Here is a 21,825-nt window from a genome sequence, read left to right as displayed (position 1 = left end):
GGCTGAGGATTGAAACAGCCGCTCACATCGGGGCCTCACGTGACCGGCGCGTTGCAGCCTGCCTTCGGGTGGGCTGAGGATTGAAACCCGCCGGGACGAGTTACGGTGCCCTGTCCCTGGGGGTTGCAGCCTGCCTTCGGGTGGGCTGAGGATTGAAACCTGGTGTCGTACAGCGCGTCGTTGATGATGACCCCGGGTTGCAGCCTGCCTTCGGGTGGGCTGAGGATTGAAACCAGGAACAGGTGCTGCGGATCGCCGTCCATTACGCAGGGTATGTCTTACCCGCACATAAGCCCCCGCTTTTCTCGTCCCTAACTCAGCAGCTCCACAAAATCGTCGTCCTCCCCATCCTGCGTCAGGGGCAGGGTGAAGGTGAAGGTGGCGCCCTCGCCCCGCGTGGACTCGACCCAGATTTGGCCGCCGTGTTCCTCAACGGCGAGTTTACAGAAGGCCAGGCCCATGCCGGTGTCGAAGCGGCCGTGCAGGGTCAGGCGCGACTGCTCGAAGGCGGCGAAGAGGTTGGGAATGTCGTCCTCGGGGATGCCCTCGCCGTCGTCCTGGACCTGAACGTGCGTGGCGTCCTCCTCCTGCCAGACGCGAACTCGGATCAGGCCGCCCGCGACAGTGTGCTTCATGGCGTTGCTGATCAGGTTCGCCAGCACCCGGCGCAGGATTTCGGGGTCGGCGCGCGAGGGGCTGAGGTTGGGGGCGACCTCCACCTTCACGTGCCGGTCGCGCAGGCCGCTGCCCACGTCACCGCGCGCCTGCTCGATGACTTCCTCGAACATGGGGCTGAACACCAGTTCGGGCCGCAGGTTCATCTTGCCCGCCTGGATCTTCCTCACATCGAGCATGTTGACCGCGAGGTGCAGCAGATGCTGCGTCTCATCGCGGGCGACCCGGACGAGTTCGCGCGAGTCGTCGGGCACCCGGTCGTCGTCCTCGACCACTTCCAGCAGGCCCATGACGGCGGCGATGGGATTTTTCAGGTCGTGGACGAGCATGTGCACGAGCTGGTCGCGCACCCGCTCCTCGTGTTCCCAGTCGTCCAAGCGGCGCTGCATGGCGTTCAGGCGGGTCTGGACTTCGTTGTAGCGGGCCGAGCGGTTCAGGAGCGTCTCGACCTGGAGCGCCAGGGCGTCCACGGTGGTGGCGTCGCTGATCAGGGCGTCGGCTCCGGCGGCCAGGAGGGCGCCGAGGCCATGTGTGCCGACCGCCAGCCAATGGGTCCCGGCGAGTTCGGCCCGTTGGCGCAGCAGGGGCAGCACCTCGGCCAGCGGCACGCCGGGCGTGTCGGCATACAGCAGCACGACGGCGGGCGGGCGCACGTGGGCTTCTCGCAGCAGCGTCTCGGCATCGGGGATGGGCAACACATCGGCTTGACGCAGCGCGGGCGCGAGCTGGGCCGCCTGGGTCCGGTCGGGGGACACGACGAACACAGCGGGGGAGTCGGCACTCGGCATGAGGTAGGCGGAAGTCTACCGTAGCTGACCGGCGGTCGCTGTCAGAAAAGGCGCGAAGGTGGGTCAGACGGGAGGCGGTCATCCGCTCGGCGACTCTCCCGCCAGGCAAGTTGGGGGCTGTTCCTCCAGCCATCCCAACCGGGCGGAATCAAGGAGGTGGGAGACAGCCCCTCAGCCTGTGGATGCCCCCGCTCAATCCCTCCACAAAGAGCAACACGCCCACCCGTGGGGGAAGGCGTGCCGCCAGGGTCTGGAAGCTCTACCCCTTCACGCTCCCCGCGAGCAGGCCGCGCACAAAGTAGCGTCCCAGCACGATGTACACGAGCAGGGTGGGAATGGCCGTGAGGATCGCCCCCGCCATCGGCAGGTTCCAGCTCACCGCCTGGCCACCCGAGAGTTGCGCGAGCGCGGCGGTGATGGGCTGGCTCGACGGGTTCGCCAGCGTCACGCCGAACAGGAACTCGTTCCAGACCTGCGTGAACTGCCAGATCACGACGACCACGAAGCCCGGCACGCTGAGCGGGAAAATCACCCGGCGGTAGATGCCCCAGAAGCCCGCTCCATCGATGAGCGCGGCCTCGACCAGGGCATCGGGCACCTCCGAGTAGTAGTTGCGGAAGATCAGGGTGGTGATGGGCAGGCCGTACACGACGTGCGCCAGGATCAGGCCGCCGATGCTGCCGTACAGGCCGATACTCTTGATGAACTGGAAGAGCGGGATCAGCACCGCCTGGTACGGGATGAACATGCCGAAGAGCATCAGGGCGAAGAGGAGGTCGGCGCCCCGGAACTTCCACTTGCTCAGCGCGTAACCGTTGAGAGAACCCAGCAGCGCCGAGAGCGCCGTCGCGCTGATCGCCAGGATGATCGAGTTGCGCAGGCCGCCCGAAACTTTGCTCCAGGCCTCCGAGAAGCTGGCCCAGTTCCAGACGCTCGGCAACCTCCAGGTGGTGTCCAGGCCGATCGCGTCCGGGGTCTTGAGGGCCGTGACGATCAGCAGGTAGACCGGTACCAGGAAGAACAGCGCGGCCACGAGTAGCGCGAGGTACACCAGAATCCGGCTCAGGTCGGGGCGGCGCGGCGCCGTGACCTCCGGGCGGGGGGTGGTGGCAGTGGTGGTCACGAGCGGTCACTCCTGCGGAACTGGCTCGCCAGGTACGGCACGATGACGGCGGCCACGAGGATGAGCAGCACCATGCCGATGGCCGCGCCCTTGGCGAACTGGTTGCCCTGGAAGGCGGTGATGTACATCAGCAGCGCGGGCACCTCGGTGTTGAGGTTGTTCAGGCTCGTCATCGCGTACACCAGGTCGAAGATCTTGAGGCTGATGTGCCCCAGGATGATCATCGCCGAGAGGGTGATGGGCGCGAGCAGCGGGAAGATCACGTGGCGGTAGATGCCCCACTCGTTCGCCCCGTCCACCCGGGCCGCCTCGCGCAGCTCGTCGGGAATGCCGCGCAGTCCCGCCAGATACAGCGCCATCGTGTAGCCCGACATCTGCCACACCGCCGCGATGATGATGCCGATAAAGGCGAGGTTGAAGCCGTGATACTCGGGCACCGGGGTCATCTTCACGCTGTTGCCGAGCGTGAAGGCCCACAGCACGAGCAGGGCCGCGCAGGCAATCGCCACCCACATCTGGGTCCGGTTGCCGCTCTGCCGGGCCCGGGAGGCCACGCCGAGCAGCACGAGGGCCACCACCACCGCCGTGATGAGCGGCAGCTTGTTCCAGTCGAAGCGCCAGATGGAGGCGTTGCTCGTGAGCCAGGCGTGCCGATCCGGGTCGAGGCCGAAGAGCGCGTTCACCCCGCCCGCGGGCTGGAGCATCCAGCGCCAGATCGTGCCCGTCACGATAAAGCTCAGGCTCATGGGGAACAGGAAAATGGTGCGCCACAGGCCCTCGCCCTTGGGGTTGCGGTCGAGCAGCATAGCGAGGCCCAGACCCAGCCCCAGGCAGGCCACGATGAAAAAGGCCGTGAAGAACAGCGTGCTCACCAGGTCCTGCCGGAAGCGCGAGTCGAGCAGGCCGCCGAAGAGGTTGCTGTAGTTGCTCAGGCCGGTGAACTTGATGACGGGGGTGAGGCTCAGGGCCTGCGCGGGGTCGTTGCCCCAGTCGGTCAGGCTGAGGTAGCCCGAGCGGAGGATGAAGCCGTACACGAAGATGGCGAGGAGCACGGCGGAGGGCAGCAGCACGACCAGGCTCCACAGCCGGTCCGAATTGAAAGAGCGCCGCCGGGGGGCGGCCTTGGTCGGGATGGAGGCGCGGGCCATAACAACTCCTTGGGACGGGGGCGCGCCCCAGGACGGGGCTCAGAACGCTTGTCACCCTGAGCGGAGCAAAGGGTCCCGAAACCCCGGGCTGCTTCGCTGACGCTCAGCATGACAATACTGTTGCGCCCCGCCCTCATGGGCGCGGGGCGGCGCCACGTGGACGCCGCCCCGGCCGAGGCTTACTTGCCGATGCCCGCCTGGGTGGCGAGCGCCTGGGTGGCCTGGGCCGCCGCGTTCGCGTCCCGGTTCTGCACGAACTGGGCGACGATGCCGCCGAAGCCGCTGGTAAAGGTCTCGTTGGCGACGACGCCGTGGATCAGGCTGCCCGCGATCTTGTTGCTGCGCCAGTCCTTGGCCGCCGACTGCGAGTAGGCGTTGTACTTGCTGAGGTCGGAGTCGGTCCTGGCCGCGATGGAGCCCTTGAGGGGGTTGAAGGTGTCCTGGCCCTGCTTGCTGCCCAGCAGCCTCAGCCAGTTGAGGGCCTCGGTGCGGTCCTTGGCCCCCTTGGGCAGCCCGAAGGAGTCCGAGAGGAACAGGAAGGTCCCCGCCGTGCCGGGCGCGGGCGCCCAGCCGAAGCCGGTGCCGGGCTTGAGCTTGAGGGTGGTCGCCATGTACCCGGCGGCCCAGTCCCCCATGATGTTGAAGGCCGACTGGCCCTTCGCCACCCGGTCGGTCGCCTGCTGCCAGGTCAGGCCCGAGGAGTCCTTGTTCGTGCAGTCCATAACCTTGCCGAAGTTGGTCCAGACCTTGACCGCACGGGGGTCGGTGAACTTCAGCTTGCCGCTGAAGAGGTCGGCCCAGCCCTGGGTGCCCAGCGTGCCCAGCGCGATGGACTCCCACATATGCGGCTGCGGGAAGCTGCTGTCGCCCACCGAGATGGGAGCCGCCACACCCTTGGCCTTGAGGGTGGCGCAGGTCTTCAGGAGTTCGTCGATGGTCTTGGGCGGCGTCACGCCCCACTTCTTGAGGTTGGCGGGCACGTACCACATCACGTTGGAGCGGTGGACGTTGACGGGCACGCTCCAGATGCCGCCCTTGCTCGACAGCAGCGGGATCAGGTCCTTGGGAAACTTCGACATCCAGCCCTCGGACTTGTAGAGGCTGGTCAGGTCCTCCATGCGGTTGGCCACCACCCAGGTCCCGATGAGTTCCTGCCCGGCGTGTACCTGGAAGGAGTCCGGCGGATCGCCGCCGAGCATCCGGGTCTTGAGGACGGCCTTGGCGTTCGTGCCCGCGCCGCCCGCGACCGTGGCGTTCACGAGGTTCACGCTGGGGTACTTCTGCTTGTAGAGCTTGACCAGGGCGTCGAGGGCGGGGCCCTCGTCACCGGACCACCAGGAGAAGATTTCGAGCTTCCCGGCGGCGGCGGCGGTGCCCGTGACGGCGAGGGCGGCGGCAATGAGCAGAGCTTTCTTCATGGGGTTCCTCCTAGGGAGAACGGCAGGGCGGTGGGGACGGTCGGCAACGCGGCCGGAGTCCGGGGCGGCCCCCGGCCCACCGCCGCGACCCGGTACAGGTGGCGCAGGCCGCCGGGCGTAAAGAGGTGGTCGAGGAGCATCGCGCCCGCCCCAAGCACCCCGGCGTCCCCCCCCAGCGTGCTGAGGTCGATGCGGGTGCCGCCCGCGTTGATGCGCATGGTGCGGCTCAGGGCACTCTCGCGCACGGCGTTCAGGAACACCTCGCCCGCGCCCGCCAGCCGCCCGCCGATCACGACCGCGCTGGGGTTGAAGAGGTTGAGCGCGGTGCTGATCGCCACGCCGAGGTGATGTCCGGCCTCTGCCCACACCTCACGGGCCAGGGGGTCGGTGTTTGCCCGCTCGATGAGGTCGGCCAGGGTGACCGGATCGGGCAGGGTGGTGGGCACCCCGGCGGCGCGGCGCTCGGCGGCAGTCCTCACCAGCACCTGCCCCGCCGCGTAGCTCTCCAGGCTGCCAGGGTTGCCGCTGCGGCCCACCGGCCCCTGCTCGTTGATGCTGATGTGCCCGATCTCGCCCGCCCCGCCCCGCACGCCCCGGTGCAGCCGCCCGCCGAGGAGCACACCCGCCCCGATGCCGGTCGCGGCCTTCACGTAGATCAGGTCTGCCGCGCCCCGGTGCGCCCCGAAACGGGTCTCGGCGAGCGCCCCCAGGTTGGCGTCGTTGTCCACGCGGGTGGGCAGGCCGAGGACGCGCTCCAGCCCCGCCGCCACGTTCTCGCCGTCCCAGCCGGGCATGTTGGGGGGCTGCACGACGCAGCCGGTCGCGTGGTCCACCGGGCCGGGCACGCCCGCGCCGACCGCCGCCACCCGGTCCCGCTCCACGCCCGCCTCCGCGAGCACCGCGCAGGTCAGCTCGGTCAGCCTGGCGTAGGTCGCCGCCGGCCCGAGCAGGATGTCGTGCGCCACCGTGCGGGAGGCCAGCGGGGCGCAGCGCAGGTCGAGCAGATCGACCCGCACGTGGCTTGCGCCCAGGTCCACGGCGAGCAGGAAGACGGCCCGGGTATTCAGGGCGAGCAGGGTCGCCCGGCGGCCCACCGGCCCGCCCTCTCCCCTTCCCGAACTGCGGACGGCGCCTCTTTGTCCCGCCTCCTGCACCAGCCCGGCGTCCATCAGCTCGGCCACGATGGAGCCGATCGCGCTGCGCGACAGGCCCAGTTCCCGGGCCAGGTCCACCCGGGCCCGGTCCCCCTGCCACAGCCGGCCCAGCAGCATGAGGGTGTGCCGGGCACGGATCGCGGCCAGGTCCAGCGTGGCGGTGGGCAACTCGGCGTACGTCAAGGCAACCCCGGGATGAGAAAGCGGAGGAGACCTCGTGGACACGAGGCGGGCGGTCTTATGGAACGCTTCATCCTGCCCCCTTTGGCCTTTGTTTGTCAACAGAACCAATTAAATGTCTGGCGGCAAAGGAAAGAGCCGGAGCCCAGAGGTCCCAGCTCCTTCCCGAACGGCTCCTACCCCTGAGCGGAGAGTTGCCCCGACTCCTGGGGCTGCCCCTGTCCCTCGGGCCGCAGCAGGGGGAAGAGCAGCACGTCGCGGATGGAGTCGCTGTCCGTCAGCAACATGGCGAGGCGGTCGATGCCGATGCCCAGGCCCCCGGCGGGCGGCATCCCGTACTCCAGCGCGAGCAGGAAGTCCTCGTCCTGGGCGTGGGCCTCGTCGTCCCCGGCGTCGCGGCGGGCGGACTGGGCCTCAAAGCGGGCGCGCTGATCGAAGGCGTCGTTGAGTTCCGAAAAGGCGTTTGCCAACTCGAAGCCCGAGCAGAACACCTCAAAGCGTTCGGTCAGGCCCTCGCGGGTGCGGTGCCGCTTGGCGAGGGGGCTGATCACCGCGGGGTGGTCCATCACGAAGGTCGGGTTCACGAGCAGCGGCTCCACGAACTCGCCGAACAGCTTGTCGAGGAGCTTGTAGTCGGGCACCCCCTTCCACTGCGGGAAGCGCGCCGCGCAGAACTCGCGCAGGCGGCCGAGGTCCAGGGGATCGAAGTCCAGCCCCGGCACGTGTTCGCGCAGCGACCCCACGTAGTCCACCCGGGCGAAGGGCGGCGTGAAGTCGAGCGCCCTGCCCCCGTACTCGAACGTGTAGGCCCCGTGCAGCTCCTGCGCCAGCCCGCTGAGCAGATCCTCGACCAACCGGGCGATCTCGGCGTAGTCCACGTAGGCCCAGTAGAGTTCGAGCATCGTGAACTCGGGGTTGTGGGTGCGGTCGATGCCCTCGTTGCGGTACACCCGCCCGATCTCGTACACCCGCTCGAAGCCGCCGACCAGCAGGCGCTTGAGGTACAGTTCCAGGCTGATCCGCAGCTTGAAGTCGTGCGAGAGCGCGTTGTGGTGCGTCATGAAGGGCCGGGCCTCGGCGCCGCCCGCCGTGACCTGGAGGGTCGGCCCCTCGACCTCCATGAAGCCCCGGCGGTCGAGTTCGTTGCGCAGGTAACGGATGATGCGGCTGCGGGCCTGGAACTTCTGCCGGGCGCCCTCCGTCACCATCAGGTCCAGATACCGCCGCCGGGCGCGCAGCTCCTCGTCCTGGAGCCCGTGGAACTTGCTGGGGAGGGGGTGCAGGCTCTTGACCAGGGGCTGCCACGACCTGACCCGCAGGGTGAGCTGACCCGTCCGCGTGACGAAGGGAAAGCCCGTCACGCCGATGATGTCGCCCAGGTCAATTTTCTTCGTCGCGTCGAACTGCTCGGTGTCCTGCCTGGAGAAGTGGAGTTGGATGGAGCCGTGTTCGTCGGTGAGGTCGGCGAAGGCCGCCTTGCCCATGTGGCGCAGCAGGGTCACGCGGCCCGCCAGCGCGTACGTCTCCTCCGGCCACTCCTGGCCGGGCTCCACCCCCGGGTGGGCGGCGAGCACGTCGCGGGTGTGGTGGGTCTGCGGGTAGCTGTAGGGGTAGGGTTCAAAGCCCGCCTCGCGCAGCGCGTCCTGGTTGTTCAGGCGGCTGACGGTCTGCTCGTGCAGCCCCGCGCGGCGGGGGTCTGGGGTGGGGCCGGAGTCGGACATGGGGGGAAGTATAGGCGGCGGCGCAGGGGCAAAAGAGGGAGCGGAGGGCCCCCACCGGCACCCCCCGCTCTCCCCTGCTCCGCCTAATACTCGATGGTCTTGACCCGGTACTTGACCTGACGGCCGTTTTCCAGGTTCACCACAAAGGTCTCGCCGGGCTTGCGGCCCATGAGCTGCTTGCCCACCGGGCTCTCCTCGCTGATGCGGGGCAGGCTGCCGCCGAGGACCGCCGCCTCGGGGGCACTGACGACCTGCACGCGCATGTCCTTTTTGGTGGTCTCGTTGGCGAGGGTGACCACCGCGCCGAGTTCCACCCGCCCGTCGTTCTCGTGGTCCTCGATGATCGCGGCGCGGGCGAGGGTGTCCTCCAGCTCCTCGATGCGGGCCTCGATATTCAGCTTCTCGCGCTTGGCGTCCTCCAGGCCAGTGTCCTCGTTGTCGGCGCTCGTCTCCATCTGCTCTTGCAGGATGCGGGTCGCCTCTGCCAGGCGGGCGTTCTCCTGCGCCAGGGTGCGCTGAAGGCGCTCGAAGCCCTCCCGGGTGAGTCTGACCTGTCTCGTCGCTTGTACCACGGCTGCCCTCCACTGCTCGCGTGCATGGGGATGAAGGAAAAGGAACGAATTTCTGAGAATTCGCCCGGCATTCTGCCACAAGCACGTCTGGCAGACAACGCAAGCTCGTCCGTCAGGCGGCTTGCTCCAGGCGGGAGGGTGGGAAGCAGACTCCCGGCTGCGCGGGGGAAGCCCCCGGGGCACCGGGAATCAGCCGGTCACTTGCCCATGAACGCCAGGCTGAAGAGCCACTTGCCCGTGCCGTCCGCCGCCCACTGGTAGCCGACCGAGGGGCCGAACATCGAGGGAATCACCTCCGCGCGCAGCAGCAGGTCGGCATAGACAGAGGTGACGTTGCCCGTCCAGACCCGGTTCACCCGGGTGCGCAGGGCGCCCACGGTGAAGGCGGGCGGGGTGGACCCCACCGGCAGGCGGTAGGTGAGGCTGGCGTTCGACTCCTCGTAACGGCCGTAGTTCAGCGCGCCCAGGGTGACCTTGCCGACGGCGAAGCGTTCGAAGTGGGAGGCGTCGAGCGTGAGCCCCCTCAGGGGCGAGATGTTGGCGCTCACGCTGAAATCCAGGCTGCCCTGCGCCTGCCGCTGCGCCGGAAAGGTGAAGACCCGCGCCGTCGCCCCGAACGAGGCATTGAACTTGCCGAAAGCGCGGCCATACCCCCCTCCCACCTCCGTTTGCGTGTAGGGCGCAGCGACGCTGTCACCCTCGAAGCCGACCCCCACGTTGTTCAGCACGCGCACCCGGTCACCCAGGGCGGTGAAGGCGTAGCCCCCGGTGAAAAAGGACGTGGCCCCATTGCCCTGGACCAGCCCCCGGAACTGCAACCCCCTGGAGGGATCATGGGTGACCTCCAGCTTGGGGACGTTGTAGAAGACTCCAGCCGCGAGGCTGGTGTCGTTTAACCGGGCGCTGACGCCGTAATCCCAGTGGGTCGGCGCCTTGACCACCGAGATACGGATGTCCTGGGTGAGCGGCAGGGGCACGTACCGAACGCCAAACCCCGCCTCGCTGGAAGCGAGCAGCTCCGTGCTCGAAAACCGCGACAGGTAGTTGGCGGGCAGGTGAAAGACCGGCTGGGCGGCGGCGAGGGCAGACAGGGAGAGCATGGCCGTGGCCGCCGCGAGTCTCAGGGCCGAAGAGGATCGGTCGAACACGCCCGCATCCTGCCTGGACAGGTCGCACAAAACTCTGAATTGGTCTAGACAACCTCATGGGCCGAACTTGTTCCCCGGGGAGGTGAACTTTTAGACTCGAACGTTCACGATGGTCACGCCGTGCCCGCCCTGGTTCGCCTCGGCGTCGTGAAAGGACTCGACGCGCTTGTCGGTCTTGAGATAGTCGCGCAGCAACCGCCGCAGCACCCCCTGCCCCTTGCCGTGCACCACCCGCAGCGGGGTCTCCCGCAGGGCCTGCGCCTCGGTGATCGCGGTTCGGAGTTCCTCGACCGCCTCCTCCACCCCCAGGCCGCGCAGTTGCAGCTCGCCCTGGAAGGTATTGGGGCTCGTCCCTGCGAAGGCGGGCCGGGGCGACTTCACCTTGGGCTCGGGTTTGAGGCGCACGTCCCGGCGCCTCACGCCCACCTTCATCACGCCGAGCTGCACCACGAGGTCGTCGCCGCGCATCTCCAGCACCTGGCCGGTCGCGCCGTAGGCGGGCACCTCGACCGCGCTCCCCACCCGGATGGGGTCGCCGCGCTCCTCGCGGGGCGGGGGCGGGGCGGGGCGGGCCTTCTGGGCCGCCGAGCGCAGCTCGCGCAGCTCCTGCATCACCCGGGGGCGGGCACTGTCCTCCTGGGCGCGGGCGCGCAGGGTGCGGACCCGCTCGATGGCGTCGGCGTACAGCGTTTCGGCCTTCTGGGCGGCCTCGGCGATCATTTCGTCCCGGCGGGCCTCCAGCGTCTCGCGCTCCTGGCGCACCCGGCCGAGTTCGGCCTCCGCGTCGCGGCGGGCGGTCGTGGCCCGCTCCAGCTCCGAGGCGAGGTCCGCCCGCTCGCGCTCCAACCCCTCCAGCATCCGCTCCATCAGGCCCGCGTCGGGGCCGAGCAATTCCTCGGCGCGGGCGAGTACACCCTCCGGCAAGCCCATCCGGCGCGCGATGGCGAGGGCGTAGGAGCGGCCCGGCTGCCCCACCTGAAGCTGGTAGGTCGGGGCCAGGGCCTCCAGGTCGAAGCCCATCGAGGCATTCTTGAGCCCGGGAGTCTCCAGCGCGAAGAGCTTGAGGGGCGAGAGGTGCGAGGTGATGATGCCGCGGGCATCCTGCCCCAGCAGGGTCTCGATGAGCGACTGCGCGAGCGCAGCCCCCTCGGCGGGGTCGGTGCCCGAGCCCAACTCGTCGATGAGTACCAGGGTATCGGGCGCCGCGTGCCGCAGCACGAAGCGCAGGTGCTTGAGGTGCGAGGCGAAGGTCGAGAGGCTGGCTTCAATGCTCTGCTCGTCGCCGATGTCCACCAGCACGTCGCGCACCACGGGCAGCCGGGCGGAGGCCGCCGCGACGTACATGCCACACTGGTGCATGAGCACGGCGAGCCCCAGCGTCTTGAGGGTCGCCGTCTTGCCGCCCATGTTCGGCCCGGTGATCAGGAGCATCTTCGTGTCGCCGAGCGTGATGTCGTTGGGAACGGGGTTTTCGATCAGCGGGTGCCGGGCCTCGCGCAGGTCGTAGGTGCCGCCCTGGGTGGGCTCGGGGCGGTTCAGGCGCCATTCACGCGCGAGCCTCGCCTTGGCGGAGATCAGGTCGAGTTCGCCGATGGTGGCGAGGGTGACGGGCACGTCGGGGTCGGACGCGAGCAGCCCGGAGAGTTCGGTGAGGATGCGCCGGACTTCCGCCTCCTCGTCGAGGATCAACCGGGCGAGTTCGTTGTTGAGCTGCGTGACCGCCGCCGGTTCCACGAAGTACGTCTGCCCGGTGGCCGAGGCGTCCACGATGATGCCCTGCACCTGTCCCACCCGGCTCGCCTGCACCGGGAGCACGTAGCGGTCGCGCCGGATGGTGACGATGTGCTCCTGAAGCACGTCTGCCCAGCGGTCCAGGGTGGCGGCCAGCTTCTCGCGGATGCGGCCCCGCAGCGGCTCGATGCGGCGGCGCAGGTCGCGCAGACGGTGGCTGGCGTCGTCGCGCACGCCGCCGTCGCGGTCCAGGGACGAGAGGACCCGGCGCACGAGTTCGCTGTGGTCACCCAGGCCCAGCGCCACGTCGCGCAGCGGCCCCCGAGAGTTGGCGTTGATCGCCCGCTTGACCGTCATGGCGCCGTCGAGGGAGTAGGAGGCGTTCAGCAGCTCCTGCCCGGAGAGCACCCGCCCCTCCTGCGCCCGCCCGTACAGGTCGCGGATGTCCTGGATGCCGCCGAGGCTAAGGCTCACCCCGAAGAGGGCGTCCTCCACCTCGTCGAGTTCGCGCCGGATACGGCCCCCGTCGTCTGAGGGCATGAGCGCCCGCGCCCGCTCGGCGCCCAGTGACGTGGAACTGCGCTCGGCGAGGGCGTCGCGGATGCGGGGAAAATCCAGGGCGGTCAGGGCACGGGCGGCGAACGGCATCTCGAAAATGAGGATAACAACGGGCCGGGCGGGGAAACGTGCGCCGGTTGGCTTAGGGGAGGTTGTGAGATGTGGGGTGTGGGCTGTAGGAAGGCGGGGTTCTCCCTGCTACCCTGCCCCCCGTGAAGCTCACGGTCCTCTCGACCAGCCTCGATCCCGTCAGCCGCAGCCGCTGGATGGCGGGGCTGGCGGCGGCGCAACTCCGGGCAGCCGGGCATGAGGTGACGCTGCTCGACCTGCGGGACACGCCGCTGCCCCCCTTTGACAATGACACCTGCTACACGCATCCGAGCGCCGAGCTGTACCACGCGGCCATTCGGGAGGCGGACGGCGTCTTTCTCGCGGGGCCCGTCTACAACTGGGGCCTGGGGGCGGGGGCGAAGAATCTGGTCGAGCTGACGGGCAGCACCGACCCCGAGCGCGGCCTGCACGGCGCGTGGTTCGACAAGCCGGTCACCTTCCTCGTCTCGGGCGGGCTGGCGCACGGCTACCTGAGTCACGGGGCCTTCGCCTTCGGGCTGATGACGGATTTTCGCTGCGTGGTGAGCCCCCACTTCGTGTACGCGACCTCGGCGGAGTGGGCGGCGGATGGGGTGCCGGGCGAGTGGCTGGCCGAGCGGCTGACGCGGACAGTGGAGCGCGGGGTGGACCTTGCCGAGCGGCTGCGGAACCGGCCCTACCGCTCGATCTGGGAAGTATGACGGCCCGCGCGCCCCTCCCGCCCCCCACCGAGAAGCCGCGCGTGCTGGTCGAGCATCCCGACTTCTACGTGGTGGGCAAGCCCGCGCTGTGGCTGACCCATCCGGTGCGGGCACGGGTGGACGTGCCCGACGTGCTGACCTTCATGCGGGCCGAGACGGGCGAGCGGGACCTCGCGCCGCCCCACCGCCTCGACCGCGAGACGAGCGGGACGCAACTGCTCAGCCGCGACCCCGACGCCGCCCGGCGGTTTTTCACCCTGTTCAAGGAACATCTGGTCGGCAAGACGTACCTCGCCCTCGTCCACGGCTCGCCGGGGTGGGAGCAGCTGACGCTCGACGCCCCGCTGGGGGACCTGGGGCTGGGCGGGGCGAACAGGGTCGTGATCCGGCAGGCGGTCGTGCCGAACGGGCGGCCCGCCGTGACGGATTTCCGGGTGGTGGAGCGCCGGGCAGGCTTTACCCTGATCGAGGCCTACCCGCGCTCGGGGCGGCTGCACCAGATTCGCGCCCACCTCGCCCACCTGGGCCTGCCGATGGTGGGCGACAAGATCTACGGGCGCGACCCCCAGGCCTTTCTGGACTTCATGGAGACGGGGCAGACGCCGGAGCTGACCGCACGCCTGCTCCTCCCCCGGCAGGCGCTCCACGCCGCCCGCATCGCCTTTCCCTGGGCCGGAACCCAGTTCGCCGCGGAGGCGCCGCTGGCACCCGACTTGCAGGCGTTCTGGGACAGGCTGGAGACAGATCAGGGCAGTTCAAGTTCGCCCTGAAGCTCGTCCAAGTCGCCCTACACGGCGAGGGGGAGAAACTTCAGATCGTCTGGCGTAAGAACAGTCATGCTGAGCGGAGCATCCCCGCCGCATGGGAAGGGACCCTTCGCTCAGGGGAACAACTCTTCTTTCGTCAGATGCCCTAACTCCCGCATGCGGCTACTTCGGGTGCGTCGCCTTCCAGTCGAGGGCGAATTCCTCGTAGTAGTCGCGGGCGCTGGTGGTCGCCATCTCGGCCAGGGCGTCGGCGTCGGGCACGCTGCCGTAGCCGGAGGTGGACCACAGTTGCAGGTGGCTGGCGGTCAGGCGGCGCGTGCCGAGGGTCACCTGGGCGTCTTTCACCAGTTCGATGTCCAGGTCCACGGCGTACAGGTAACGCCCGTCGCGGCCCTCGAAGGCGTCGATGGTGAACACCTGGGCCACGGTGCAGGTCTTGGGATCGCCGTAGGGAATGGCGTAGAGGGTGGCGTAGCGGGCGAGCTGCTCGTCGACCTCGACGGCCAGGTCCTCCTGCTCCTCGTCGTCCACATACACGTACGAGATGGGCGGGCACAGGTCGGCGGCGGTGAGGGTGCGGAGGTTGCCCTGCTGATGGTCGGCGCCCGCCGTGCCGGAAAGGGTCGTCAGGGCCGTGAGCGTGAGCAGAGCGCGTCTCATGGCAGGCAGTGTACCCGCCCCCCGGACCGCGCGTGGGCGCAAAGCCGCGCCGGGCCTGCTACCCTGGGTCCATCCTCCCTTTCGGGTGGCCGCCGACCGTCTGGCCGGGCTACCCTCCCCGCACCCCCTATGCCGATGCCCCCCCGCGTCTCCCCTGCTCCGGTTCCCCCCCGCGGGACCGGGCCAGCCCGGCTGCTCAACCAGCGCCGCGCCCCATAGTGGAGGCCGGAACGGAGGCCAGCGAGGTTCTCTTTACGCGCGACCTCCGCCCCTTTGCCTGCCCCGCGCTGCCCTCTTTCCCACGACTGTGGAGGCTCCCCGAATGTCCCAGCCCCAGACCACCCCACCTGACCCCCTGACCGCCGGGGCCGCCGCCTACGAGGACGCGCAGGGCGACCTGGTCCAGACCCTCGCGCCCGACGGCAGCGTGACCCGGCCCGGGGCCCTTCCCGACGTGCCCACCCGGCTGCACCTGTACCGCCAGATGCGCCGCGTCCGCCACTTCGACGAGCGGGCGTGGGTGCTGTACCGCACCGGCCGCATGGGTGTGTTTCCCCCCTACGGCGGGATGGAGGCCAGCCAGGTCGGCACCGCCGCCGCGCTGACCCACGACGACTGGCTGTTTCCCACCTACCGCGACACGGGCGCCGCGCTGACCTACGGCCTGCCCATCCCGCAGACCCTGGCGTACTGGCGCACCAGCCCGCACGGCTGGGCGATGCCGCAGGACCTCAAGATCCTGCCCTTCTACATCCCCATCGCCACCCAGTACCCGCACGCGGTCGGGGCGGCCCTGGCCGAGCGGCGACGGGGGACAGCGAACGTGGCGATGGCCTACATCGGCGACGGGGGCAGCAGTGAGGGCGACTTCCACGAGGCGCTGAACTTCGCGGGCGCGCTGGACGCCCCCTGCGTGTTCATCCTCCAGAACAACGGCTGGGCGATCAGTGTGCCCACCCGCACCCAGACGCGGGCGACGAACCTCTCCCGGCGGGCGGACGGCTACGGCATCCCCGGCGTGCGGGTGGACGGCAACGACGTGCTGGCGACCTACCACGTCACGAGCGAGGCCGTGCGCCGGGCCCGGAACGGCGAGGGGCCGACGCTCATCGAGACCGTGACCTACCGCATCAAGCCCCACACCCTGGCCGACGATCCCAGCCGCTACCGGACCGACGCTGACAACGAGGGCTGGGACGCCAAGGACCCGGTGACCCGCCTGCGTGCCCACCTGCTCGCCGAGGGGCACCTGACGGAAGAGGCGGACGCGGCGCTCACCCGTGAGATTGAGGCGGAGTTCGAGGCGGCCCTCGCGGTGGCCGACGCCTTCCCCGAGCCCACTCCCGCCGAGATCGTGGACCACGTGTTTGCCGAACCCACCCCGGGGCTCAGGCGCCAGCGCGCGCAGCTTCTGGCGGAGGAGGGGGCGTGAGGGGGGCTGCGCCCGGAAGTGGGCAGTGGGAAGTGGTGAGTGGAAAAAGCTCCCGCCCGCGACCTCGCCGCTCGCCCTGCCCGCCACGACCTTCCCGTGTCTGGCAGCCGACCCACTGCCCACTCACCACTGCCCACTCCCCGTCCCCCGAGGTTCCCGCATGACCGCCACCCCTCCCACCAAGACCCGCACCCTCACGATGGTCGCCGCCATCAACGACGCCCTCGCGCTCGCGCTGGAACGGGACCCCGACGTTCACATCTTCGGCGAGGACGTGGGCGTGATGGGCGGCGTGTTCCGGGCGACAGACGGCCTGCAAGCCCGTTTCGGGCAAGGGCGCGTGTTCGACACCCCGCTCGCCGAGGCCGGGATCGTGGGTATGGGCATCGGCATGGGGCTGGCGGGGCTGAAGCCCGTCGCGGAAATCCAGTTCGCGGGCTTCCTGTACCCGGCGCTCGACCAGGTCCTCTCGCACCTGGGCCGTTACCGCCACCGCACCCGCAGCCGCTACCACCTGCCGATGGTGATTCGCGCGCCCTACGGCGGCGGCGTTCACACGCCCGAGCAGCACGCGGACTCGCCCGAGGCGATCCTGGCGCACACCCCCGGCGTCAAGGTCGTGATCCCCAGCACCCCTGCCGACGCCAAGGGCCTGCTCCTCGCCGCCATCGAGGACCCCGACCCGGTCTTCTTCTTCGAGGCGATCAAGCTCTACCGCTCGGTGAAGGAGGAGGTGCCGGACGGGTACTACACGATTCCGCTGGGGCAGGCGCGCGTGGTGACGGAAGGCGACGACGTGACCGTGATCTGCTACGGCGGCATGGTCGAGGTCGCGCAGAAGGCCGCCGAGGCCGCGAGGGCGCACGGAATCGGCGTCGAGGTGATCGACCTGCGAACACTCGTGCCGCTGGACACGGACACCATCCTCGCCTCGGTCCAGAAGACGGGCCGGGTCGTCATCGTGACCGAGGCGCCGCGGACGGGCGGCTTCCACAGTGAAATCAGCGCGACCATCGCGGAGGAGGCCATCGAGTTCCTGCGCGCGCCCATCGTGCGGGTGACGGGCTTCGACGCGCCGTACCCGCCCTTCACCTCCATCGAGGACGTGTACCGCCCCAACCCGGTGCGGGTGGCGAAGGCAATCCGGCAGGTCATGGCGTACTGAGGAGGTGGGAAGGCCAGCGGGCTTTTCACCCCCTCCTGCACCTTCCTCCAACTGCACGCCAACGCACTTTTTCACCTCAGCGCCGAATCATGAAGGCCGGTGAGGATGGGAGGTGATGCGCCTTCCTGCCCTGCTGCTGACCTCTGCCCTGCTCGCCGGGACGGCTGTGTTCGGCGTGGCCCGCCTCCAGAAGCCGGAAACGCGGGGGCAGGACGTGGCTCCGGTGGCCGCGGCGTCGGTTCAGCCGGAGACGCCTTTTATCCCGGCAGCGGAGCCTGCCCCCGAACCAGCCGCGACCCCCGCGGAGGAGACGCCCGCTTCTTCCCCCGAGCCCAGCCCCGAACCTCAGGCACCCGCTCCGGCCCCCGTCCTGCCCGCCTCGGCCAGCATCCCCGGCATCCGGCACGAGTACCAGCGGCTGAACAATTGCGGGCCGGTGACGGTGGGCATGGCGCTGAGCCGCTGGGGCGGCAAGCTCGACCAGTACGACATCGCGCCCCGGCTCAAGGCCAACCGGGGGGACGTGAACGTGTCGCCGGAGGAACTGGCCGCCTTTGCGCGGTCGCAGGGGATGAACGTTCACCTCGCCACGAACGGGGACCGCCCGATGCTCAAGCGGCTGCTCGCGGCGGGCTTCCCGGTCATCGTGGAGACGTGGTTCATCACCCACGACAGCGGCGGGATGGGCCACTACCGCCTGCTGACGGGATACGACGACGCGGCGCAGCATTTCCGGGCGCTGGACTCGTACCTGGGACCGCTGAAGCTGCCTTACGGTCAGTTCGACGAGCTGTGGCGCTCGTTCGGGCGGACGTTCCTGGTCGTCTCGCCCCCCGAGCGGCAGGCGGAGGTGCGTGAGCTGCTGGGCTTCCGCGCCGACAAGGTGGCGGGGCAACGCGAGGCGCTGCGGGTCGCGCTGGCCGAGGCGGGGCGGCGGAACGACGCGGTGGGCTGGCTGAACGTGGGGAATGCGAAACTCGCCCTGGGGGACGCGGGGGGCGCGGCGCGGGCCTTTGACCAGGCGTTCGCGGCCAAACCCGACCCCACCCTCGACCCGACCCGCCCGGCGCGGGTGGTGGGCGGCCTGCCGTGGCGGACGCTGTGGTATTCCTTCGGGCCGCTGGAGGCGTACACCCGCACCGGTCGCTACGCGGACGTGCTGCGCCTGACACGCGCTGTGCTGCGCGACGCCCCCGCCCACGAGGAGGCCCTCTACTGGCGGGGCCGCGCGCTGGCCGAGCTCGGGCGCGCGGCGGAGGCCAAAACCGCCTACCGCGAGGCGCTGCGGTTGCGGCCCAGCTACGCCTCGGCGCGGGCGGCGCTGGACGGGCTCTGAGGGACGAAACCGCCTGTTCCCCGCGAGGGGGACGCTCCCACTGACGCGCTGATTCGCCTGTTGTCGAGCTTCCCCCCCGCAGTGTTACCCTCCTCGCATGACTCTGCCCGCCGCCCGCCTGTCGCCGGAGGCCTTCGACCGTGCCCGCGCCTTCCTGCTGGAGCGGGGGCGACCGCTGGAGGCCGCGCGCTTCCGCCACGCCTTTGAGGATGGGGGGGCCGGGGACGTGCTGGACGCGCTGAGGGCCTACCAGAACCCGGACGGCGGCTTCGGGCGGGCGCTGGAGCCGGACCACCGCGCCCCGGGGAGCAGCACGCTGGCGACCTCGCAGGCGCTGCGGGTGCTGCACGACCTCGATGTTCCGGCCACCGAGCCCCTGCTGACGGGTGCGGTGGCCTGGCTGCGCTCGCACCTCCAGGTGGAGGAGGAAGCGAGCGTCTGGCCCTTCCTCCCCCCCGAGGCCGAGGCGCATCCCCACGCCCCCTGGTGGAATCAGACGGAACCCGGAGAACTGGCGCGCACCTTCGGCGGCTTCCGGGTCAATCCCCGCGCCGAGATCGTGGCTCTGCTGTGGCACTGGCCGGACCTGCTGCCCGAGGGGCTGCTGTCCCTCCTCATCGTCGAGACGCGCGACGCCGTGCTGGAGGGCCTCGATCCCGGGGACGTGAACGGCCACCACGTCGCCGCCGTCTTCGCCCAGACTCCCGAGGTCCCGGCCCTGCACCGGGAGCCCGTGCTGGACTACCTCGACGACGTGCTGCCCACCCGGGTGTCGCGCACCCCGCAGGACTTCGCCGCCTACGGCATCAACCCCCTGGCGATGGCGCCCACCCCCGCCTCTCCCCTGGCCCGCCCGCTGGAGGAACCCCTGGCGGCGGCCCTCACGCACCTGCTCACCTCGCAATCAGGGGACGGCTCGTGGGCACCCAACTGGTCCTGGGGCGGCCAGTTCCCCGAGGTCTGGCCGCAGGCCGAGCGGGAATGGCGCAGCGTGCGGACGCTGGAGGCCCTGCTCACGCTGCGGGCGTGGGGGAGGCTGGAGGGGGTGTAGGAAAAACCCCATCCACACCAGCGCCCAAAAAAACCGCCCCACCTTCCGGCAGGGCGGCCCATCCATAGCCTCTTACTTTTTCGGCGCCTCGATGGTCTTGGCGGGCTTGGCGGTCGCCCGCACCGGGGCCTTCTGCACCGTCTGGCCGATGCTCGCCGTCTCGCGCTCGACCTGGCGGTTGATCAGGATCTGCTGGCCGATGCCGATCAGGGTCGAGAGGATGATGTAGACCGTTACGCCCGCCGGGAAGGTCAGCGCGAAGTACAGGAAGATGATGTAGATAAAGGCCTGCTGCCGGAACATGTCCGGGCTCTTGCGCGTCATCACGTAGAGCTGCCCGATGTTCACGATCAGGTAGACGAGCGCCAGGATGTAGAAGGGGTCGGGGATGGCGAGGTCCGGCAGCCACAGGAAGCCCGAGTCGAACTCGAAGTTGCGGATGGTGGACCACAGCGCGATCAGCACCGGGAAGGGCAGGAAGGTGGAGAAGCACCCCGCCGGGTTGAAGTTGTAGTCGCGGTAGAGCTGCTGCATCTCCTGCTGCATGGCCCGCTGCGAGTCCGGGTCCTTGCGCTCCTTGTACTTCTCCTGAATTTCCTTGATCTTGGGCTGCATGACCTGCATCCGCGCCGTCGTGCGGCCCTGCGCCTGCATCAGCGGCCACATGATGAGCCTCAGGAGGATGGTCAGCAGCACGATCACCAGGCCCCAGTTGCCGACCAGCTTGTACAGCCCCTCCATCAGCTTGACGATGTACAGGCTGATGCTTCCGAAGAAGTTCGGCTTGAATAGGCCGGGCAAGCTGGTGTAGCCACTCTGATACAGGTGGATGAGTTCGTTCTTGCCCCCGTAGACTTCCAGGTTGCTGTTCCCCTGGAGGGCCACGGCGATCAGGCCCTGCGCACCGCCCGTCAGGGTCGCGTTCGCCGTCGTGCCCGCCTGGGGCCGGACGATCAGGGCGTGAGCGATCTGGCTGGGGTTTTCCTGGAGGGCCGCGTACTGGATGTTCTGCACATTCAGGGTGCCGTTGCCCTGCACGGTGGCGGGCTGACCCCCGACCGGGACGGCCTGCACGCGGGGGTTGTCCGCCTTGCCCAGCCCGGGGAACAGCATGGTGTAGGTCTGCGGCCCGCCCTCGATGCTCGTCCGCACGTCCACCTTGAAGTTGCGCGGGTGCAGGGTGACCGTCTTGGTGACGGTGGCGCCGTTCTGGGTGTAGCGGAACACGGCCTCCTGGCGGTTCTGGGCGAGGTCCAGGGAGGTCGTCGGCACCGTCACCTGAGCGGTCTGACTGGGATCAAGGACAGTCCCCGCGGTGACCGCGAGCGCCTTGCGGTTCCCGACCATGTTCACGATGCCGCGCTGGTTTTTCAGGGCGCTGAAGTCGTAGGTGCCGTCGGCCAGGCGCTTGATGTACGGCGTGCCCGCGTAGCCCTTCACGTACCAGCCGATCACCTCGCCGCGCCGGTTGAACACCACGTCCTGAAGGTTGCTGGTGGCGATCAGCTCGTCGCCGGGGCGGCCATCGAAGTCGGCGCGAATCCACTCGGGCGTGATCGCCTTGCCGAAGGTGGGAAGGGGGCCGGTGGTGCCGCAGCCCGTCAGGAGCAGGGCGCCGAGGGCCGTCAGGGGAAGCAGGGTCTTGATCTTCATGTCGGGGTCTTTCTGGAGGGGCGGTGCTTGTCAGGACGGTGCCTGTCGGGGAAGCGCTCGGGCACGGGATCGAATCCGCCCGGCACCAGGGGGTTGCAGCGCATCACGCGCCACGCGGCCAGCCAGCCGCCTCTCAATGCGCCGTGCCGCTCGATGGCCTCCACAGCATACTGAGAGCAGGTCGGCGTGAAGCGGCAGGTCGGCGCGGGCTTGCGCGGCGAGAGGTGGTGCTGATAGGCCCGCACGATCCGCACCAGGCCCCGCGAGGCGGCGCTCATGTCTCCCCCCCGGGGCGTTCTTGCAAAGTCACGCTGGCGGGTACGGGGGAAGCGGGGCGGCGGTTCCCGCCCTGTCCGCCCCCCTTGCGCCCCACGCGGCCCGGCACCTGTGAGAGCACCCGCGCGAGCGCCGCTTGCAGCTCCGAAAAGGGAACCGTCAGCACGCCGGGATTCGGCATCAGCACCGCGCGGCAGGGGGGCAGGCCGCCCGGCAGCGTCCGCAGCGCCTCGCGCACGCGGCGGCGGGCGCGGTTGCGGTCCACCGCCCGGCGCAGGGTCTTCTTCGCTACCACGATCCCGATGATGGCGCTTGGACGCCACGCCTCACCGTACCTTGGGCGATAATCGATCACCCGCAGGGTGAACAGGGGGTCGCGCAGGGCCACGCCCTGCTGCCGCACCCGCCGGAACTCGCGGTCCCCCCTCAACGGCTCCAGCGCCACCGGACGGCGGGGCCGTGCCTGCGTGGCGCTGGA

The 21,825-nt window shown here is 69.6% G+C and carries 20 protein-coding genes; 6 read left to right on the top strand and 14 right to left on the bottom strand.

The features are described 5' to 3' along the window. Positions 1 to 35: 35 nt before the first annotated feature. From DAERI_RS21985 to DAERI_RS09345, 10 genes are all read right to left on the bottom strand, one after another. Positions 36 to 263, bottom strand: coding sequence for a hypothetical protein (locus tag DAERI_RS21985; RefSeq protein ID WP_133162001.1), 228 nt, complete (start codon positions 261 to 263; stop codon positions 36 to 38). Between the two features lie 48 nt (positions 264 to 311). Beyond that, positions 312 to 1,463: a sensor histidine kinase gene (locus DAERI_RS09385; RefSeq protein ID WP_103129153.1), complete on the bottom strand. Its 1,152-nt coding sequence runs from the start codon at positions 1,461 to 1,463 to the stop codon at positions 312 to 314. Positions 1,464 to 1,722: 259 nt separating this feature from the next. Next, complete coding sequence (locus DAERI_RS09380) at positions 1,723 to 2,586, bottom strand: carbohydrate ABC transporter permease (RefSeq protein WP_103129152.1); 864 nt, start codon at positions 2,584 to 2,586, stop codon at positions 1,723 to 1,725. Further along, on the bottom strand, positions 2,583 to 3,734 hold the full coding sequence (locus DAERI_RS09375; protein ID WP_103129151.1) for a carbohydrate ABC transporter permease: 1,152 nt from the start codon (positions 3,732 to 3,734) through the stop codon (positions 2,583 to 2,585). The genes DAERI_RS09380 and DAERI_RS09375 overlap by 4 nt, the downstream gene beginning before the upstream one ends. Positions 3,735 to 3,913: 179 nt before the next feature. Next, entirely contained in the window at positions 3,914 to 5,152 is a 1,239-nt protein-coding gene (locus DAERI_RS09370; RefSeq protein WP_103129150.1) for an ABC transporter substrate-binding protein, read from the bottom strand. Then, positions 5,149 to 6,489, bottom strand: coding sequence for an ROK family transcriptional regulator (locus DAERI_RS09365; RefSeq protein WP_235610322.1), 1,341 nt, complete (start codon positions 6,487 to 6,489; stop codon positions 5,149 to 5,151). Before DAERI_RS09365 ends, DAERI_RS09370 begins: the two co-directional genes overlap by 4 nt. 173 nt (positions 6,490 to 6,662) lie before the next feature. Then, the gene (lysS, locus tag DAERI_RS09360; protein WP_103129149.1) at positions 6,663 to 8,207 is read right to left on the bottom strand and encodes a lysine--tRNA ligase; all 1,545 of its coding nucleotides are present in this window, start codon (positions 8,205 to 8,207) and stop codon (positions 6,663 to 6,665) included. A gap of 83 nt (positions 8,208 to 8,290) precedes the next feature. Next, entirely contained in the window at positions 8,291 to 8,779 is a 489-nt protein-coding gene (locus DAERI_RS09355) for a GreA/GreB family elongation factor (RefSeq protein WP_103129148.1), read from the bottom strand. Between the two features lie 197 nt (positions 8,780 to 8,976). Continuing rightward, a complete protein-coding gene (locus DAERI_RS09350) occupies positions 8,977 to 9,927 on the bottom strand; it encodes a hypothetical protein (RefSeq protein ID WP_235610321.1) in 951 nt (316 codons plus the stop codon). Between the two features lie 90 nt (positions 9,928 to 10,017). After that, positions 10,018 to 12,306 carry an endonuclease MutS2 gene (locus DAERI_RS09345; RefSeq protein WP_201262727.1) on the bottom strand — a complete coding sequence of 763 codons (2,289 nt, stop codon included), beginning with the start codon at positions 12,304 to 12,306 and terminating at the stop codon, positions 10,018 to 10,020. Positions 12,307 to 12,428: 122 nt separating this feature from the next. Here DAERI_RS09345 and DAERI_RS09340 point away from each other — a divergent pair, with 122 nt between their 5' ends. Then, complete coding sequence (locus DAERI_RS09340; protein ID WP_103129146.1) at positions 12,429 to 13,007, top strand: NADPH-dependent FMN reductase; 579 nt, start codon at positions 12,429 to 12,431, stop codon at positions 13,005 to 13,007. Continuing rightward, positions 13,004 to 13,777, top strand: a complete 774-nt coding sequence (locus DAERI_RS09335; RefSeq protein WP_103129145.1) for an RluA family pseudouridine synthase — start codon at positions 13,004 to 13,006, stop codon at positions 13,775 to 13,777. The genes DAERI_RS09340 and DAERI_RS09335 overlap by 4 nt, the downstream gene beginning before the upstream one ends. 159 nt (positions 13,778 to 13,936) lie before the next feature. Here DAERI_RS09335 and DAERI_RS09330 read toward each other — a convergent pair whose 3' ends face one another. Beyond that, the gene (locus DAERI_RS09330; RefSeq protein ID WP_103129144.1) at positions 13,937 to 14,434 is read right to left on the bottom strand and encodes a hypothetical protein; all 498 of its coding nucleotides are present in this window, start codon (positions 14,432 to 14,434) and stop codon (positions 13,937 to 13,939) included. Between the two features lie 322 nt (positions 14,435 to 14,756). Here DAERI_RS09330 and pdhA point away from each other — a divergent pair, with 322 nt between their 5' ends. The 4 genes from pdhA (at position 14,757) to DAERI_RS09310 (ending at position 19,418) form a co-directional block, all read left to right on the top strand. After that, positions 14,757 to 15,866 (top strand): pyruvate dehydrogenase (acetyl-transferring) E1 component subunit alpha, encoded by a 1,110-nt coding sequence (gene pdhA / locus DAERI_RS09325; RefSeq protein ID WP_103129143.1) that lies wholly within the window; start codon positions 14,757 to 14,759, stop codon positions 15,864 to 15,866. Between the two features lie 160 nt (positions 15,867 to 16,026). Beyond that, positions 16,027 to 17,031: an alpha-ketoacid dehydrogenase subunit beta gene (locus tag DAERI_RS09320; RefSeq protein ID WP_103129142.1), complete on the top strand. Its 1,005-nt coding sequence runs from the start codon at positions 16,027 to 16,029 to the stop codon at positions 17,029 to 17,031. A gap of 115 nt (positions 17,032 to 17,146) precedes the next feature. Continuing rightward, positions 17,147 to 18,367 carry a tetratricopeptide repeat protein gene (locus tag DAERI_RS09315; protein ID WP_103129141.1) on the top strand — a complete coding sequence of 407 codons (1,221 nt, stop codon included), beginning with the start codon at positions 17,147 to 17,149 and terminating at the stop codon, positions 18,365 to 18,367. Between the two features lie 97 nt (positions 18,368 to 18,464). After that, complete coding sequence (locus tag DAERI_RS09310; protein WP_103129140.1) at positions 18,465 to 19,418, top strand: prenyltransferase/squalene oxidase repeat-containing protein; 954 nt, start codon at positions 18,465 to 18,467, stop codon at positions 19,416 to 19,418. A gap of 72 nt (positions 19,419 to 19,490) precedes the next feature. Here DAERI_RS09310 and DAERI_RS09305 read toward each other — a convergent pair whose 3' ends face one another. The 3 genes from DAERI_RS09305 to rnpA are packed head-to-tail and all read right to left on the bottom strand — an operon-like array spanning position 19,491 to position 21,777. After that, positions 19,491 to 21,071 carry a membrane protein insertase YidC gene (locus tag DAERI_RS09305; protein WP_103129139.1) on the bottom strand — a complete coding sequence of 527 codons (1,581 nt, stop codon included), beginning with the start codon at positions 21,069 to 21,071 and terminating at the stop codon, positions 19,491 to 19,493. Beyond that, positions 21,068 to 21,349: a membrane protein insertion efficiency factor YidD gene (gene yidD / locus DAERI_RS09300; RefSeq protein ID WP_103129138.1), complete on the bottom strand. Its 282-nt coding sequence runs from the start codon at positions 21,347 to 21,349 to the stop codon at positions 21,068 to 21,070. The genes DAERI_RS09305 and yidD overlap by 4 nt, the downstream gene beginning before the upstream one ends. Beyond that, positions 21,346 to 21,777, bottom strand: a complete 432-nt coding sequence (rnpA, locus tag DAERI_RS09295) for a ribonuclease P protein component (protein ID WP_103129137.1) — start codon at positions 21,775 to 21,777, stop codon at positions 21,346 to 21,348. The genes yidD and rnpA overlap by 4 nt, the downstream gene beginning before the upstream one ends. Between the last annotated feature and the right edge of the window lie 48 nt (positions 21,778 to 21,825).

The sequence above is a fragment of the Deinococcus aerius genome, assembly GCF_002897375.1.
GTDB classification, from domain to species: Bacteria; Deinococcota; Deinococci; order Deinococcales; family Deinococcaceae; genus Deinococcus; species Deinococcus aerius.
This window is presented reverse-complemented; position numbering and strand designations above follow the sequence as displayed.

Coding starts and splice junctions, on each gene's coding strand:
- DAERI_RS21985 (WP_133162001.1), bottom strand. CDS start 263: ATGGACGGCGATCCGCAGCACCTGTTCCTGGTTTCAATCCTCAGCCCA.
- DAERI_RS09385 (WP_103129153.1), bottom strand. CDS start 1,463: ATGCCGAGTGCCGACTCCCCCGCTGTGTTCGTCGTGTCCCCCGACCGG.
- DAERI_RS09375 (WP_103129151.1), bottom strand. CDS start 3,734: ATGGCCCGCGCCTCCATCCCGACCAAGGCCGCCCCCCGGCGGCGCTCT.
- DAERI_RS09370 (WP_103129150.1), bottom strand. CDS start 5,152: ATGAAGAAAGCTCTGCTCATTGCCGCCGCCCTCGCCGTCACGGGCACC.
- lysS (WP_103129149.1), bottom strand. CDS start 8,207: ATGTCCGACTCCGGCCCCACCCCAGACCCCCGCCGCGCGGGGCTGCAC.
- DAERI_RS09345 (WP_201262727.1), bottom strand. CDS start 12,306: ATGCCGTTCGCCGCCCGTGCCCTGACCGCCCTGGATTTTCCCCGCATC.
- DAERI_RS09335 (WP_103129145.1), top strand. CDS start 13,004: ATGACGGCCCGCGCGCCCCTCCCGCCCCCCACCGAGAAGCCGCGCGTG.
- DAERI_RS09330 (WP_103129144.1), bottom strand. CDS start 14,434: ATGAGACGCGCTCTGCTCACGCTCACGGCCCTGACGACCCTTTCCGGC.
- pdhA (WP_103129143.1), top strand. CDS start 14,757: ATGTCCCAGCCCCAGACCACCCCACCTGACCCCCTGACCGCCGGGGCC.
- DAERI_RS09320 (WP_103129142.1), top strand. CDS start 16,027: ATGACCGCCACCCCTCCCACCAAGACCCGCACCCTCACGATGGTCGCC.
- DAERI_RS09315 (WP_103129141.1), top strand. CDS start 17,147: ATGCGCCTTCCTGCCCTGCTGCTGACCTCTGCCCTGCTCGCCGGGACG.
- DAERI_RS09310 (WP_103129140.1), top strand. CDS start 18,465: ATGACTCTGCCCGCCGCCCGCCTGTCGCCGGAGGCCTTCGACCGTGCC.
- DAERI_RS09305 (WP_103129139.1), bottom strand. CDS start 21,071: ATGAAGATCAAGACCCTGCTTCCCCTGACGGCCCTCGGCGCCCTGCTC.
- yidD (WP_103129138.1), bottom strand. CDS start 21,349: ATGAGCGCCGCCTCGCGGGGCCTGGTGCGGATCGTGCGGGCCTATCAG.